The 16,145-nt window shown below is 41.8% G+C and carries 17 protein-coding genes; 8 read left to right on the forward strand and 9 right to left on the reverse strand.

The genetic code is table 11. The features are described from left to right. The 4 genes from lepB (at position 1) to addA (ending at position 8,466) form a co-directional block, all read left to right on the forward strand. On the forward strand, positions 1-555 hold the full coding sequence (gene lepB / locus ACZ5AE_RS08045) for a signal peptidase I (protein ID WP_464571138.1): 555 nt from the start codon (positions 1-3) through the stop codon (positions 553-555). A 343-nt stretch (positions 556-898) separates the two neighbouring features. Beyond that, positions 899-1,066: a hypothetical protein gene (locus tag ACZ5AE_RS08050; RefSeq protein ID WP_464571140.1), complete on the forward strand. Its 168-nt coding sequence runs from the start codon at positions 899-901 to the stop codon at positions 1,064-1,066. Between the two features lie 130 nt (positions 1,067-1,196). Further along, positions 1,197-4,694, forward strand: coding sequence for a helicase-exonuclease AddAB subunit AddB (gene addB, locus ACZ5AE_RS08055; RefSeq protein WP_464571142.1), 3,498 nt, complete (start codon positions 1,197-1,199; stop codon positions 4,692-4,694). Next, a complete protein-coding gene (gene addA / locus ACZ5AE_RS08060) occupies positions 4,687-8,466 on the forward strand; it encodes a helicase-exonuclease AddAB subunit AddA (RefSeq protein ID WP_464571144.1) in 3,780 nt (1,259 codons plus the stop codon). The genes addB and addA overlap by 8 nt, the downstream gene beginning before the upstream one ends. A gap of 42 nt (positions 8,467-8,508) precedes the next feature. Here addA and ACZ5AE_RS08065 read toward each other — a convergent pair whose 3' ends face one another. The 7 genes from ACZ5AE_RS08065 to ACZ5AE_RS08095 all read right to left on the reverse strand — a co-directional run bounded on the left by ACZ5AE_RS08065 (position 8,509) and on the right by ACZ5AE_RS08095 (position 10,837). Further along, on the reverse strand, positions 8,509-8,727 hold the full coding sequence (locus ACZ5AE_RS08065; protein ID WP_464573571.1) for a spore germination protein: 219 nt from the start codon (positions 8,725-8,727) through the stop codon (positions 8,509-8,511). A 72-nt stretch (positions 8,728-8,799) separates the two neighbouring features. Further along, positions 8,800-9,018, reverse strand: a complete 219-nt coding sequence (locus ACZ5AE_RS08070; protein ID WP_464571146.1) for a spore germination protein — start codon at positions 9,016-9,018, stop codon at positions 8,800-8,802. After that, positions 8,984-9,451 carry a spore germination protein GerPE gene (locus ACZ5AE_RS08075; RefSeq protein ID WP_464571148.1) on the reverse strand — a complete coding sequence of 156 codons (468 nt, stop codon included), beginning with the start codon at positions 9,449-9,451 and terminating at the stop codon, positions 8,984-8,986. Before ACZ5AE_RS08075 ends, ACZ5AE_RS08070 begins: the two co-directional genes overlap by 35 nt. After that, the gene (locus tag ACZ5AE_RS08080) at positions 9,432-9,638 is read right to left on the reverse strand and encodes a spore gernimation protein GerPD (RefSeq protein ID WP_464571150.1); all 207 of its coding nucleotides are present in this window, start codon (positions 9,636-9,638) and stop codon (positions 9,432-9,434) included. The genes ACZ5AE_RS08075 and ACZ5AE_RS08080 overlap by 20 nt, the downstream gene beginning before the upstream one ends. Continuing rightward, on the reverse strand, positions 9,635-10,246 hold the full coding sequence (gene gerPC / locus ACZ5AE_RS08085) for a spore germination protein GerPC (protein WP_464573572.1): 612 nt from the start codon (positions 10,244-10,246) through the stop codon (positions 9,635-9,637). The genes ACZ5AE_RS08080 and gerPC overlap by 4 nt, the downstream gene beginning before the upstream one ends. A 109-nt stretch (positions 10,247-10,355) precedes the next feature. Next, complete coding sequence (locus tag ACZ5AE_RS08090; protein ID WP_464571152.1) at positions 10,356-10,598, reverse strand: spore germination protein GerPB; 243 nt, start codon at positions 10,596-10,598, stop codon at positions 10,356-10,358. Positions 10,599-10,615: 17 nt separating this feature from the next. After that, complete coding sequence (locus ACZ5AE_RS08095) at positions 10,616-10,837, reverse strand: spore germination protein (RefSeq protein ID WP_464571154.1); 222 nt, start codon at positions 10,835-10,837, stop codon at positions 10,616-10,618. Between the two features lie 189 nt (positions 10,838-11,026). Here ACZ5AE_RS08095 and ACZ5AE_RS08100 point away from each other — a divergent pair, with 189 nt between their 5' ends. From ACZ5AE_RS08100 to ACZ5AE_RS08110, 3 genes are all read left to right on the forward strand, one after another. Then, entirely contained in the window at positions 11,027-11,386 is a 360-nt protein-coding gene (locus tag ACZ5AE_RS08100) for a YisL family protein (RefSeq protein ID WP_213141041.1), read from the forward strand. A gap of 180 nt (positions 11,387-11,566) precedes the next feature. Further along, on the forward strand, positions 11,567-11,839 hold the full coding sequence (locus ACZ5AE_RS08105; RefSeq protein WP_464571156.1) for a ubiquitin-like small modifier protein 1: 273 nt from the start codon (positions 11,567-11,569) through the stop codon (positions 11,837-11,839). A gap of 1 nt (position 11,840) precedes the next feature. Next, positions 11,841-12,113: a MoaD-like domain-containing protein gene (locus ACZ5AE_RS08110; protein WP_464571158.1), complete on the forward strand. Its 273-nt coding sequence runs from the start codon at positions 11,841-11,843 to the stop codon at positions 12,111-12,113. 171 nt (positions 12,114-12,284) lie between these two features. Here the strand turns inward: ACZ5AE_RS08110 and ACZ5AE_RS08115 are convergent, their stop codons facing one another. Continuing rightward, positions 12,285-14,114, reverse strand: a complete 1,830-nt coding sequence (locus ACZ5AE_RS08115) for an aldehyde ferredoxin oxidoreductase family protein (RefSeq protein WP_464571160.1) — start codon at positions 14,112-14,114, stop codon at positions 12,285-12,287. 210 nt (positions 14,115-14,324) lie between these two features. On the opposite strand from ACZ5AE_RS08115, the gene ACZ5AE_RS08120 reads away from it, so the two are divergent. After that, positions 14,325-15,353 carry a ThiF family adenylyltransferase gene (locus ACZ5AE_RS08120; RefSeq protein ID WP_464571162.1) on the forward strand — a complete coding sequence of 343 codons (1,029 nt, stop codon included), beginning with the start codon at positions 14,325-14,327 and terminating at the stop codon, positions 15,351-15,353. 31 nt (positions 15,354-15,384) lie between these two features. Here ACZ5AE_RS08120 and ACZ5AE_RS08125 read toward each other — a convergent pair whose 3' ends face one another. After that, complete coding sequence (locus ACZ5AE_RS08125) at positions 15,385-15,948, reverse strand: DUF2777 domain-containing protein (RefSeq protein WP_464571164.1); 564 nt, start codon at positions 15,946-15,948, stop codon at positions 15,385-15,387. Positions 15,949-16,145: the final 197 nt, after the last annotated feature.

Below are 16,145 nucleotides of genomic sequence, written 5' to 3' on the forward strand. Positions count from 1 at the left end.
GTGAGGAGTGAATGGAGACAGGAAGGAATTGAATGGGTTAAGGCTTTTGCAATCGGTATTATTATTTTCGTTTTTATTCGAACGTTTTTTTTCTCGAATTATGTAGTTGAAGGTGAATCGATGATGCCAACGCTCCAGGATGGGAATAAACTTGTTGTCAACAAGCTGGGCTTTCAAACTGGCGAACTGGAAAGATTCGATGTTATTGTTTTTCATGCTAATGAAAAAGAGGATTTTGTCAAACGGATTATCGGCCTTCCCGGCGACAAAATTGAATATCGGGATGACCAATTATTTATTAATGGCCATAAATATCAAGAACCCTTTTTAAAGAAATATAAACAAGCGTCGATTGGTATGAAATTGACTGGTGATTTCAGTTTAAAAGAGATTACCGGTGAAGATAAGGTCCCCGAGGGAAAATTATTTGTTCTTGGCGATAATCGGTTAGGAAGCTGGGATAGCAGACACTTTGGATTCATTTCAGAAAGTCAAGTGGTCGGTAAGGTGGACTTACGTTATTGGCCGTTGGATGAAATGGGCGTGCATTTTTAAATAGTTAGTTGGAAAGCACAATGGTAAACATCGGTCGATTGTCGAAGAAAAGGTATTTTCTCGGCAATTTTTTTGTTTAAACCTATTTACCGAATTATTATTGATTGTCCCTGCTAATGGGCCTGTTGATTTCCTCTCCGCGTACTCATTTTCCGCGGAGAGGCCCTGGAGCCTCCTCGGCGCTTTTTTACCTGCAGGGTCTCCAGTGACCTCTATATCCTGCGCAGGAGTCGGTGCTCTCCGCTCTAATCAACAGGGAGGCAAATATAACTAAAGAATTTCCGCACACATTTTTCGAAACTTGCAAAGTGGTCTTCTTTATGAGGGGGAATTTCCCTTGTGGATGTCATCGATATTGTCCATCATCGGCTTTATGAAGGACATTTCCCTTGTGGATGTCATCGATTTTGTCCTTCATTGGCTTTATGAAGGACATTTCCCTTGGCGCCAATCAACGGACTTGTTGAAACATATTAAATGTCCCCGACAATCTGATAATGGTGAATTATAAGTGTATTTTGCCTACTAAAGCTTAGTTTTACCATTTTTGGCTTTAATCTATTACTGGCTATTGCAAACGTTTGTACCTCTTTTATGATAAAATGAAGGATACGTAGTTTGGATAGGATGGAGGGGAATTCATGTCATTAAGAATGGTAATCGGACGGTCAGGGACCGGCAAAACGTCCATGTTTTTTAATGAAATTACCAGCAGCCTTTCGGAGAACCCGGAAGGAACGCCGATTATATATATTGTTCCTGAGCAAATGACCTTCATGTCTGAATATCGTTTAGCAACAGACCCCAATATTGGCGGGATGATTCGCGCCCAGGTGTATAGTTTTCCTCGCTTGGCATGGAGAATCCTACAGGAAACAGGCGGGATCAGCCGGATGCATTTAAGCACTGTCGGCATGAGTATGCTAATCCGTAAAATCATCGACGAAAAGAAGGAACAGCTAAAACTATTCAATCGGGCGGCAGATAAAAATGGTTTTATTCAGCAGGTAGAGCAAATGATTACGGAGCTTAGGCGGTATTGTATTACCCCTCAGGATCTTGCCCTAGGTTCATTCCGGATGGAGGCGGAAGGTTCTTCCGCTTCAAAATCCCTGCAGGATAAATTGAATGATGTGGAATTGATATATCAAAGAGTTGAGGATGAAATCTTCGGTAAATATTTAGATTCCGAGGATTACTTTCGGCTGCTTTCTGAGAAAATTTCCTCCTCCCACTATTTAAGAGATGCGGAAATTTATATAGATGGTTTTTATAGCTTTTCTCCCCAGGAATATCAAGTGATCGCTGAGTTAATGAAACGCTGCCGGAGAGTTTCGGTTGCGCTGACAACCGATTCCATTAAGGTTGATTCCGGACCGGATGAACTAGATCTGTTTCGGGCTTCGAGTGAGGCTTGTTTTACAATCAATGAGATAGCAAAGATCGAAGGGATAGCGGTTGAGAAGCCTGTTATTCTTAAAGGATCAAAAAAATGGTCTGGGAGCGTTTTAAGTTACCTAGAGGAACATTTCGATGCAAGGCCAGCTGCGCCATATCACGAAAAAGAAAATTTAAACCTATTCCAAGCGGCAAACAGAAGGGCTGAAGTTGAAGGAATTGCCCGTGAGATTCGTGATTTAGTTCGGTTAAGAGGATACCGCTGGCGCGATATTGCTTTATTGGTTCGAAATGGCGGGGAATATCATGAACTAGTGGAACCCGTGTTTACCGACCATCAAATTCCCTTTTTTATTGATCAAAAACGGACGATGCAAAGCCATCCGCTTGTTGAATTGATTCGGTCTACGCTCGAAGTCATCAATTCCTATTGGCGTTATGACCCGGTCTTTAGGGTAATAAAAACAGAGTTAATCTATCCGCTTCAGGAAAACCCCGTGAAAATGCGTGAACGAATGGATAGGCTGGAAAACTATTGTTTAGCTTACGGAATAAATGGAAGCAGCTGGACGAAAAAGGATCGCTGGACTTATCGACGTTACCACGGGCTGGATGTAGAGCGAAATGTTCAGACAGACGCCGATAGAAAGACGGAACAAGAACTGAATGAGCTGAAGCTTATGATAACAGCTCCTATTCTTCGGCTATCGAGAAGATTGAAAAAGTCAGATTCAGGGAAAAAGTTATGTGAGGCCATTTATTTATTTTTAGAAGAATTAGATGTTCCGGCTAAGCTTGAGAAATGGAAGATAGACGCGGAAGAAAAGGGGAATCTGGTAAGGGCACGGGAGCATGAGCAGGTTTGGAATGCTGTAATTGATCTCCTTGACCAGTATGTGGAAATATTGGGTGGGGAGCCTGTTTCCTTAAAATCCTTTGCAGCTATTTTGGAGGCAGGTTTTGAATCCATGCATTTCTCCCTGATTCCGCCGGCCCTTGACCAGGTTTTAGTTGGTGATTTGGAGAAATCACGGCTGAATGATGTCAAAATTGTATTCGTTGTTGGCGTGAATGAAGGTGTGCTGCCGGCGAAAATTGCTGACGAAGGGATTCTTTCAGACGATGATCGGGAACAGCTTGCAGCGGGCGGCATTGCAGTTGCGCCAAGCAGCAGAATACGCTTGCTGGATGAAAACTTTATTGCCTATAAAGCATTTACCGCCCCAACAGATATGCTTTATATCAGTTATCCACTTGCAAATGATGAAGGAAAAGCGCTAATTCCATCTTCGTTTATTAAGAGAATAAAAGATATGTTTCCGGAGGTTACTGAACGGCTTCTGAGTATCGACCCTTCACAGGTTTCAGAAGAAGAGCAGCTGACCTTTGTTTCCAATACGGGAGCTACCCTTTCATACCTTAATGCCCAGCTTCAATTGAAAAAGCGGCATTATGGGATTCCTGACCTTTGGTGGGATGTCTATAACTTTTATATGGATGGACAGTGGAAAGACAGGGCACAAAAAGTATTTTCTAGTCTTTTTTATGCTAATCAAACTGTAAAATTGTCAACGGAGACAGCTGACAATCTTTATGGGGAAACGATTCAGGCCAGCGTTTCAAGAATGGAGCTTTACAACTCGTGCGCCTTTTCTCATTTTGCTCAGCATGGGCTTAAGCTAAGGGAACGGCAAATTTTCCGCCTTGAGGCCCCTGATATCGGGGAGTTGTTTCATGCGGCTTTAAAGCAGATTGCTGACACAGTTACGGAACAAAATTTATCATGGGCCAGCTTGACGAGAAAACAATGTGAGGAGCTTTCCAAAGATGCGGTTAAAAGCCTGGCACCTAAATTGCAAAATCAAATCCTGTTAAGCTCGGAGCGCCATCATTATATTAAACGTAAGCTGGAACAGATCATTACCAGGGCTTCCGTAGTTTTGAGCGAGCATGCAAAGGTAAGCGGCTTTTCGCCAATTGGCCTAGAATTAGGCTTTGGCCGGAATGAGAAACTTCCACCTTTATCCTTTACATTAAAAAATGGCAAACGGATGGAGCTGGCAGGAAGAATCGATCGGGTTGATCAGGCAAAATCCGAGGATAACAGCATCTTTTTAAGGGTAATTGATTATAAATCAAGCGAAAAAGATGTCAATTTAACGGAAGTCTATTATGGACTTGCCCTTCAGATGCTGACCTATCTTGATATTGTTATGACTCATTCAAATGAATTAGTCGAAATGAAGGCAAGCCCGGCCGGTGTGCTCTATTTTCACGTGCATAACCCGTTTGTCCAGTCGACGAAAATGCTTGGCATCGACGAGATTGAAAGGGAAATCATGAAAAAGTTTAAAATGAATGGATTAATGCTTGGCGATCAGCAGGTTATTCAGCTTATGGATCAATCGCTCGAATCAGGTGATTCCCAAATTATCGCCGCTGGAATCAAGAAGGATGGACAATTATCAAAAAAATCAAAGGTTGCGAGTTTACAAGATTTTGAGGATCTAAAAGTATATGTTCGCAATTTATATCAGAAAACAGGAAATGACATTATGGAAGGACGTACGGATATTTCTCCATATAAGTTAAAGGACAAAACACCATGTGCTTTCTGCGCCTTTAAATCTGTCTGTCATTTTGATGAATCGATTGAAAATAATCATTATCGTTTTCTTTTGCCGCGTGCCAAGGATGAGGTACTCGAGTTAATCAGGAAGGAGCTGCATGAGAATGAGTAAAATCGTTATTCCCAAAAAGCCTGAAGGCGTAACATGGACGGATGACCAATGGAAAGCCATTCAGGCGCGAGATAAGGACATTCTTGTAGCAGCTGCGGCAGGTTCGGGTAAAACAGCGGTGCTGGTTGAAAGAATGATCCAAAAAATCCTAGCTGAAGAAGACCCCATCAATGTCGATGAATTGCTCGTGGTTACATTTACGAATGCCTCCGCGGCTGAAATGCGTCATCGAATCGGAGAGGCATTGGAAAAAGCAATTGACAATGATCCTGCTTCAAGGCATTTAAGAAAGCAGCTCAGCTTGTTAAATAAAGCATCCATTTCAACGCTGCATTCCTTTTGTATGGAAGTCATCCGAAAATATTATTATCTGATCGATGTCGACCCTGGTTTCCGAATTGCGGACGACACAGAAGCACAGCTACTCCGGGATGAAGTAATGGATGAGCTGCTTGAAGAGGAATATGGGAAAGAGAACAATGAGGCATTTTTTAGATTAGTAGACTCCTTTACAAGCGACAGAAGCGATGCCGCCTTAATGGAAATTGTCCTGTCAATTTACGACTTTGCCCGGGCAAATCCTTCACCTCAAGGTTATTTGCAGTCACTTGTGGATATGTATGACGTTTCTGCTGTAAAAAATATCGAGGAGCTGCCCTTCGCGGAATTGCTTTTCTTTGATATTGGGCTTCAATTAGAGGCTGCAAGAGATATGATTTTAAAAGCTTTAGAGATTGCCAAGCTTCCGGGCGGACCTGCTCCGAGAGCGGAAAATTTTCTCGAGGACTTGCAGCTAATTGACACTTTGATGCTGGCAAGACAGGAATCCTGGACTATTCTCTATGATGCTATGCAGGCATGGTCATTTTCAAGAGCGAAACAGGTCAAGGGGGACTCTTTTGATAAAGAATTGACGGAAAAGGCTCAAAAGCTTCGGGATAAGGCAAAGAAAAAGCTTCAAGATTTGAAGGATGAGCTTTTTTCACGAAAGCCGGACAGCTTTTTACGTGACATGGATGAAATGAAGCCGCTCATTCAAACGATCGTCAATCTTGTAAAAGAATTTTCCATTCGTTTTGAGAGTGTAAAAAAGGATAAAGGGCTTGTCGATTATGCGGATTTGGAGCACTATTGCCTTGATATATTGACAGGTGAAATTACGGGAGACGGGACTTTTCATCCTTCAGAGGCAGGACTTGCCTACCGGCGTCATTTTAAAGAGGTATATGTGGATGAGTATCAAGACACCAACATGGTTCAAGAAACGATTTTAAAACTGATCGCTAAAGAGGATGAGGCTGAAGGAAATTTATTTATGGTCGGGGATGTAAAGCAATCCATCTATCGCTTTCGCTTAGCGGAACCTAACCTGTTTCTTTCAAAATATAATCGATTTCGGTTGGATGGTGAAGCATCGGGATTAAGAATTGATTTAGCCCGCAATTTCCGCAGCCGTAAGGAAGTCCTTGACGCGACCAACTATTTATTCAAACAAATTATGGGTGTAAAGGTTGGGGAAATTGAGTACGATGAAGCCGCTGAATTGAAAAAAGGGGCTCCCTATCCTGAGGATGAATCATTTCCAGCTGAGCTGATTCTGATTGACCAAAATCGCGATACTGATGGATCAGAATCGGCAGGGGGGATCGATGATGATGCCCATCCTGCTGAATTCGATCAGATCGATCTTGAACAATCACAGCTGGAAGCACGGACGATCGCGGCCAAAATAAAGGACTTAATGGAAAATAGAGCTCATGTTTATAATCCCAAGACGAAATCGCACCGGCCTATTATGTATCGGGACATCGTCATTCTTCTCCGGTCCATGACATGGGCTCCGCAGATAATGGAGGAATTCAAACAACAAGGGATACCAATTTATGCCAATCTGTCATCTGGTTATTTCGAGGCATCAGAAGTGGCCATTATGTTGTCGCTGCTGCGAATCATTGATAATCCGTTTCAAGATATTCCATTAGCGTCAGTGTTGCGTTCACCCGTTGTCGGCTTGAACGAGGAAGAGCTGGCGCAAATCCGATTATGTAAGAAAAACGGCTCATTTTGGGAAGCTGTTCATTCTTTTTGTATGAGTAAACCAGCTGAACACTCTGAAATTTTTTATGAAAAAGTTCGGCACTTCTATGATTTATTGAAGGAATGGCGCCCAGCGGCTCGGCAGGCCTCGCTTTCAGAGCTTATTTGGCAGCTATACCGAGATACACATTTTTATGATTTTGTCGGCGGCCTGCCGGGAGGAAAACAGCGTCAGGCTAACCTCAGAGCATTATATGACAGGGCACGGGCCTATGAGAAAACCTCCTTTCGCGGTCTATTCCGCTTTTTGCGCTTTATTGAGCGGATGATGGAGAGAGGCGAGGATCTTGGGGCTGCAAGGGCACTTGGGGAGCAGGAGGATGTTGTAAGGGTCATGACCATCCACAGCAGTAAGGGGCTGGAATTTCCAGTAGTTTTCATGGCAGGAATGGGTCGAAGCTTTAATATGGCGGATATACGCAATCCCTATTTACTTGATAAAGAATATGGGTTTGCATCTAAATATGTTAATCCGGAAAAGCGAATCTCCTATCCGTCTCTACCGCAAATTGCCTTTAAGCGTAAAAAGAAAATGGAAATGCTGGCTGAAGAAATGCGTGTATTATATGTGGCCATGACAAGGGCAAAGGAAAAGCTGTATTTGACAGCCACATTAAAAGATGCCAAAAAGAAAATCGACCAGTGGAACGAATCCGCTAATCATCTAGATTGGCTGCTGAAGGACTTTGAACGGGCTTCTGCCTCAAGTTATATAGACTGGATCGGGCCAGCTATAATCCGTCACCAAGACAGCGGAGTATTAAAGGCTGTTGGTGCGCTAAATGATCTGGTTCCTGAGGAAATCACCCATCATCCGTCCTCCTGGAAAATAGCCATTTTGCATGCAGATGAGATTCAAAACCAAGTAATCGCTCAGGAAGAGGAGGAAAACCACTATTTGGACTTGGTAGGGGAAGGGAAAAAGGTTCCCCAGTCCTCCGCACTCTCTGATGAGATAACAGCCAGACTATCATGGGTATATCCGTATCCAGAGGCTTCTGTTCATCGCTCAAAGCAATCGGTTTCGGAGCTTAAACGCTTCTCGGAGCTAAAGGATGAGCAAAGCGGTACAGACATTGTCCGCAGAATGAAGAAACCGATTCTGAAGCGGCCGAGGTTTATGCAGGAAAAATCGATTACTCCTGCGGAACGCGGGACAGCCATGCACATGGTCATGCAGCATCTTGATTTGACTAAACCTGTTCATTCAGAAAGTGTTACTGAAAAGATATACTGGATGGTTAATAATGAATTATTAACACTTGAACAGGCAGAAGTCATTCCAGTTGAGTTAATTGTTCAATTCTTTCAAACGGAATTGGGAAGAAGATATTTTCAAGCTGCTGCGACCTATCGAGAAGTTCCTTTTACACTTGCCTTGCCTGCAAGGGAGGTTTACCCTGATTGGAAGAATGAAGAGGAATCCGTATTTGTCCAAGGTATCATCGACTGCATTCTCGAGGATGAACGGGGTCTTGTCCTAATTGATTATAAATCAGATGGAATTACCGACAGGTTTAAAGGCGGGTTTGAACAGGCAAAACCAATTCTTGAAGAAAGATACAAAGTGCAAATTAATTTATATACAAAAGCAATCGAACAAATTTGGAAAAGAAATGTTAGCGAAAGATATTTATTTTTCTTTGATGGCGCCCATATTTTAAAGCTCGAATAAAAGTAAAAAATGACATAAACCCAATTTCGGTTTATGTCATTTTTAATTGTTTCCAACAATCGGCTGGTCAAGCAGCTTTGTATCAACCACATTGGTCCCGCTAAGGCCATTATTAGCTATCACTACTCCACCAGTATTAAATCCTCCAGAACCCGCGGCTGTTTTCGAGCCAGCTTTTGGAGAAATAAATACAGTATCACCAAATTGCACGAGTCCGTCGCTAATATTTATAATCCGAACTGGTCCTATAATTGCCGGCATCATAAAACATCCTTTGTAAATAGACTAAATTGACTTAAAGTCATCATAAGGTTTAAGGAAGAACTGTCATTTTTAATTGTTTCCAACAATCGGCTGGTCAAGCAGCTTTGTATCAACCACATTAGTCCCGCTAAGACCATTATTAGCTATCACTACTCCACCAGTATTAAACCCTCCAGAACCCGCGGCTGTTTTCGAAGTGGATTTTGGCGAAATATAGACGGTATCACCAAATTGCACGATTCCGCCGCTTACATTAACAATCTGAACTGGACCTATTATCGCCGGCATTCGAAACTTCCTTTGCAAGTTGACTTTGTGACAGCATAGGTAAATCCAGCAGGTCCTGTTCGTGCCCATATGGCAGTTCCTGCCGAATATGCTTAACCCTTGCTTCCATTGAAACATTCCTCGTATTGCCAATATGCAGCACAGAGGCATTAGAAAAACCGATTATATCCATATTCTTGACCCTAATAACCGGATTGGCATGGTGCGACGTAATGGTGATATCTTCATCTATCGGTAGAAATGGAATCGGTTTTGTTGTAACCGTGAATGAAGGTGTGTTTCCTTCCTGACCAAAAAAGATTTCCGCTTCCCTCTGAACTGCAAGGGCACGAGAAAAACCATCTAATATGCAAGAATCACCCAATTGAAGAATGGAGGAATAAGAGGCGACCTTTACTCCTAAAAAATCAACTTTAGACAGTCTTCCCAGCATATCCTGGAGTCACATCCGGTGCTAGCGGTATAAAGGGTCCGATAATTAAGGATTCAGCAGGAGTATCAAAAGCACTTGCCAGCTGGATGGTTTGTGTATCACCGACCATTACCAATGAGGAACTGGCAACACCGGTGATTTTAATGTTGCCGACGCAAAGGTCCCGATTATAGACTTCAAATATCATTCCATATTCATTCCTTTCATGTTATCAGGTAAATTTTGCAGAAAAACAAATACTCCACTTTGGATTTCCTTTTTTATCAGTTCAATAATTTGTTCTTCAATTATACTGATATCAATTGTCCGGTCCTGATTTAATGACTTAAAGTGGAAATCAATTCGATTAGGAAGCTGTTTCAAAATGTCATCCCTAATGAAGCTATAATAGGATTCATTTGGATGGATGGCCAGTTGATTTTGGGCATTATCAATAATCTTCGGCAGTTCTGATTCTAAATATTGATAAATCGCTTCTTCTATTCTCATTGTTTTTTGCATGAGGTCTTGAGGTGGGAATGGGGTCTTTGGAGATTGATTTTGTACGGCAAAATCCTCGATTCCCGAAAGATCATTCGGATTTAAGCCAATGGTTAATGTACCCTCGAGTGTTTCCACTTTCAATTGGTCAAATTTATATTCAATTCTCTCAACATTGATAGGCGGCTTATCCTTTAATTTCTTGATTTCTTCCATCAGTTGTTGAATAGCCTTTTCTAATGAAGCGATTCGATATTCCTGCTCTTGAATACTCCGAATCAGCCATTGAATATATTGGTTATTATCCTGATACATGTACTTCACCTCACTAGAAAATCAACTTTCCTACTGAAGTATATGCATCAGCCATTGTATTCTGGCTTTTTTTTTGAGAGCAGGGTATTTAAATGCTCTTCTTTCCCTCCTACTGAACTGGTGCTTGCAGCGGTACAGCAGGGGCAAATATTAATTCTGAAACAGGCTTAGTACTAAAAGCTTCGCCTGGTTTAATGGCAGGCGGCGCTGGTTTGGTAAACCCGCCTGTATTGCTTAGATAGGCAGCTGATTTTATGATTCCAGCACTGCCAATTTGTAGGATGGAAGAATTGGTAATACCGCCGATTTTGATAATATTGATGTGAATGGACTGTTGAATAAAAAAATTCATAATATCCCACCCATTCATTACATATTAAAGGCATTTGCTTGGTCAATCAGCTCTGGATCGTAGGTATTTGTTGAACTTAATCTGTTATTTACATCCAATCGTTCACCGGTGTTAAAGGATCCAGCTCCTGAGAATGTTTTCGCAGCGGCAAACGGCATAATTTTATACACGTCTCCAATGTGGAAAACCGAGCTGTTTCCGAGGGTAATGACTTGAGCAACTCCAACAATGGCCGGCATAAACAACACCCTTTGCATTTATTATCTTTACCATCTTATGATTGGGCTCTTATAATGTGATAAAAAAGCCCAAAAAAGTTAGTGCCATCTTATATAATAGTTTCCGTTTTAGTCATCCTTTTTTTTCGTCTTTTCCTTCTGTCTGTGATATGATAAACAGGATAATAATACATAGGAGGCAGTAATTACATGATTCATGGTCACGTTACGGCATGGGCTCTGGCTCTCATATTGTTTTTTGTAGCCCTTTCCTTGCATTCTAGCGGGAAGGCAAAAGGGGCAAAAATTGTACAAATGATTTTAAGGGTGCTTTATCTTGTTATCATCGCAACTGGTGTTGGTCTGCTATTCATGCTGTCAAATATCAGCGTGTTGTATATTTTAAAAGCAGTTGTTGGACTTTGGATTATCGGCCTTTTTGAAATGATTCTCAGCCGCGCTGCTGCTAAGCGAAAAACTTCAGTATTTTGGATTCAGTTTGTGATTGCATGGGCTCTTGTTTTATATTTGGGTTTTGTTGAATTGCCAATGTCCATTCTAAACCCATAAAATTTTTAAGCTGTCGGATCTCCGAGAGCTTTTTTAGTTAATAGGAAATTCAACTACGCCTCATGAACCGTCCTATCGGACTCGTCAATCGGCGAGTTTTCATTTTTTTATTATTAGTAATAGGATGACAACTAGGTGCTTTTCTTTTAATATTTTAATAAATAGAGAGGAGTGAAGCTGGTGGTTGTGAAGGTATTTGCTAACCTAAGAGAGATTTGCGGCGGTGTATCCGTAAATATAGTGCCTGAGGGAGATCGGGTAATTGATGTTCTTGATAAAATGGTGGAAAGATTTCCAGCACTAAGGGAAGAAATCTTTACAGAGGAAAAAAAATTACGGCAATTTGTCCATGTGTTCATCAACGGCAGAAATATCATACATCTTGATGACCTGGAGACAAAAGTAGTGGAAAGCGACCAGTTCGCCTTATTTCCGCCCGTTGCTGGTGGATAACATGGCGGAAAAAGAATTAGAGTTTCGTGGCATCAAGAAGGAACATCTTGGTATATATTTCGAAGAGCTTGGCGCTAAAAAGGTGACGGATTCCTTTCCTTATATTTATTGTTCAGAATCTTGGACTGGTGAAATACTCTCCGAAAACATCATTTCCATTACTTCAACGTTTAAGGTAAATTCCGTCTATCTTCGTTTTAGGGCAAAGAGGGAAGAGGAGCTAGAAAAATTAATCAAACAATATCGGTATAAAACCAACAGAGTTGGTGGATAAGAAAAGAGGCTGTCTGTAATAAAGTCAGCCTCTTTTTATGCTATTGTCTAGATGCAGCGTTTAGGGGCTCGAAGGTCTACAGCCAATCCGTCAAGAAGGCAAAAATGCAGCCTTCTTGACGGCTAATCTGCAGCCGTCCGCCCCTGGTTAATTGCGATTCCGCTTTTCTAATTAAACTAATTGACCCTCATGGTCGATAATCCCTAATTCACGAAGTTTTTCTTCAGGTACAACCCCATCTTTCCACCCGCGTGCCTGGTAGTATTCTTCAAGCATAATATCCATGCGGCTGACAACCCCGGCACTATTTCCTGATGCAGGTTCCTCCGTAAAGCGTTTTGGAAGGAAATCGTTTTCCCGCTTGTTAAAGCCGGCCAGGTTATTATAATAGCGTTCAAGATTGTAAATTCTTTCCCCTGCCTTCATGACATCTTCAGCTGTGAGTGATATACCTGTCATTGCACTATATTGCTCGGCATAATGCTCAGCATTTTCAGAGAAGGAGGAGAACTTACAAATATCCATAGAATCACCGAATGCAAGCATATCCTGGAATACCTTAAGTAATTCTCCCTTGCCTTCTGGCTTTAAGCGGTCAGTTGGTTCTGGAATTCCGGCAATCTCACTTGCCACGGTATAACCGCGCAGGTGACAGGCACCACGATTGCTTGTCGCATACCCAAGACCAATACCCTGAATACCGCGTGGGTCATAGGCAGGGATCGATTGTCCTTTAACGGACATAGATAATTCAGGTGCTCCAAAATGGGCTGCAGCGCGGGCAGGACCTTCAGCAAGAATGCCGCCCAAACCTTCACGCAGAGCAATCTTTCTTGTCAATTCAATCATAGCATCTGCATCGCCCCAGTTGAGCTTGTCGGTAATTATCCCTTTTTCGTAAGCTTCCATTGTTACTGAAAACGCATGGCCAAGCTCAATGGTATCAAGACCGTACTCATTACAGCGGTCAATTAAGTAGGAGATCGCTTCGGAATCGCTTAATAAGCAGTTGGAACCAAGCGACCAAGCCGATTCAAACTCGATGCTTTCAACCCGCGTCTTATACTTGCCATCCTTTACTTCAACTTCAATTTTACAACCGACTGGGCAGGCATGGCAGGTGTTGTTAGCAACACGAAGGTGTGTGTTTACATATTCACCGCTATGCTTCTCGGCTTCTTCCCAGTGAGAGAATTGGGAGTTCTTTGTTGGAAGCGCACCAACCTCATTGATGATATTGGTTAATACGTTCGTTCCGTATACAGATAAGCCGCCTTTATTTGGAGCTGTCAATCCGCCGTCTAAAATCGCTTTAACAGCCTTTTTATTGGCTTCTTTATATTCGGTTTCAAGCTTTGGCGCAGGCATATTGCCTTTTTGCGTTGCTTTAATGACAATTGCTTTTAATTTTTTATAACCAGCAACCGCTCCTGTTCCGCCGCGACCTGCAGCCCGGTCATGCTCGTTGATGAAGCATGAGAAGCGGACGGTATTTTCACCGGCCTGGCCAATGGTCATGACGCTCAGGTCCTTCTCGCCGTATTGGTCCTTCATCGCTTTAACAAATTGTCTGGCGCTTGTTCCCCACAGGCCGGAAGCGTCGCGAAGCTCGGCTTTGCCTTCTTCGATATAAAGATAAACAGGCTGGTCACTTTTTCCTTTGATGAGAATATTATCGACACCTGCCCATTTAAGGCGTGCTGCCGTCCATCCTCCCATGTGGGAATCGGTTACGGTCCCTGTAAGCGGGGATTTTGTGACAACACAAAGGCGTCCGCTCATCGAGGAGCGTGAACCGGTAACTGGACCGGTCATGATGCAAAGCAGGTTCTCGGATGAGAACGGTTCCACATCGGGGCCGTTATCTAGAACATATTTAACGCCAAGCCCCCGTCCGCCAATATACTTTTTCGCATCTGCTTCGTTGATGGTTCGGTAATCAATAGTACGAGATGATAAATCGACAACTACTTCTTTGTTTTTAAAACCACCTAAATTCAAGCTAATTCCCCTCTTCCTATAAAAATGTATAGCAACATCTCTTATTTTTTTAATAAGAGATTTCTCCCAAAAATTATCTTTTAATCCAATATTTATTGTACCATTTTTGAAATATTTTTAAAATTAAAATTTACGTGATAGTAAGAGATTAAGAATTTGATAAAATAGATATAATTCCGATTGATTTATTTGTAGAAATGGGGCGGTTGAATGAGTAACTTGGAGCGGTATTCGAGGCAAATTCTGTATCGGGCCATTGGGGAAGAGGGACAAAAGAAATTGCTGAAAGCCCGAGTGGTTGTGATCGGAGCAGGTGCGCTTGGGACGGTTATTGCTAATCATCTAGTCCGCTCAGGTGTCGGCTATCTTAAGCTGATTGACCGGGATGTAGTGGAACTGTCCAATCTTCAGCGTCAAACGCTATTTGATGAAAGTGATGCGGAATTAAATCTTCCAAAAGCGATTGCAGCGCAAAAAAGGCTGAATAAAATAAATTCAACAGTCCAGGTTGATGCTGTTATTGCCGATGTTAATTTGGAAAATGCAGAAGAGCTGATAAGTGGGATGGATATAATCGTGGATGGAACGGACAATTTTTTGACTCGTTTCTTAATCAATGATGTGGCCATTAAATATGACATTCCCTGGGTCCATGGTGCTGCAGTCAGTTCAAGAGGAATGTTTGCCGTCATCAAACCAGGGATTACTCCTTGTTATCGCTGTCTATTTCCCGATGTTCCAGCAGGATTGGGGGAAACCTGTGATACAGTAGGCGTTCTATCTCCGTTAACAGATATTATTGGTTCCTTTCAGGCGATGGAGGCCATCAAATATTTAGTTGGAGCAGAGACAACTCCTAATCTTGAACAAATCGACATCTGGGATATGACGACGATGCAAATGGATATTTCACAGGGTCGAAATCCCAATTGCCCTTCCTGCGTGGAAAGGAGATTTGAGTTTCTGGACCGCTCCTCAGAGCATCAGGATGTCTATACATCGTTATGCGGGCGGAACACAGTCCAGGTCAATCCTAGAAGGAAACGGGAGCTAAATTTAAAAAAAGTTCGTGAAAGGCTTGTAAACAGCACTCAAGCTGCAGGAAATGACTTTCTCGTCCGATTTTCCCCCGAACAAGGGATTTCCATTGTCATCTTCAAAGATGCAAGGGTCCTAATCCATGGAACAAACGATATCATTAAAGCCAAATCACTTTATTCTAAATATATTGGAGATTAAATAAAAAAGGCTGACGACTCAGCCTTTTTAATTATGAAATCATTTTTTCAATAATTAATCGCTTTCCAGTGTTAATTGTAAACTCAAACCGGTCGTTGACCTTTTCGTAATAACAAAAATGATGCTGGACATTGCAAATGATCTCTTGATTATCAAAAACCATAAAGTTGACCCCATCTTTACGATTCTCATCCGAAAGAAAGGACAAATGATTATAACAGTAAATACAGTCATAAATGGAAAAATCCAAAGAATTCAGGGTCGTTACAAATTGGAAAAAGGCATCATCATTAATTCCATCTAAAAGCCGTTCGAGAGAGTAGATTAAATGCTTTCTAATTCTTACAGTATCATGGTCACGCAGCATAGTAACTTCGTTTCCAATCCGGATATTGCCTGGTTCATACAATATTCCCTTTTTCCAGCGGTTCATCCGAAAGATTTCAATTTCCTGGTGAAGATATTCCTCTAACATAGAAGCTTCCTCTGTTTCCTCATCAAAAAATATCCATTGATCATTTATTTGTTCAACGGTCCCTTCCGTATAAGACCGCTCTTGAATATCGTATAGGTAGATTCGTTGTTGTCGATTCATTGTTAACCTCCATGCCAGATGCTTTCATTTTTCTTTTTTGACATCTTAAAGGGATTTTATAACCCCAATTATTTTAAAAAAAATCAATTTTTCGTAAGTATATAGACAACTAACTGATACCATTTCTGTTATGGACAATTAACCAATTCATCTGGGCTGAATAGAATAATCACCATCTAGGCAGTGAATTAACCGCA

Source organism: Neobacillus sp. S1227 (assembly GCF_055385255.1).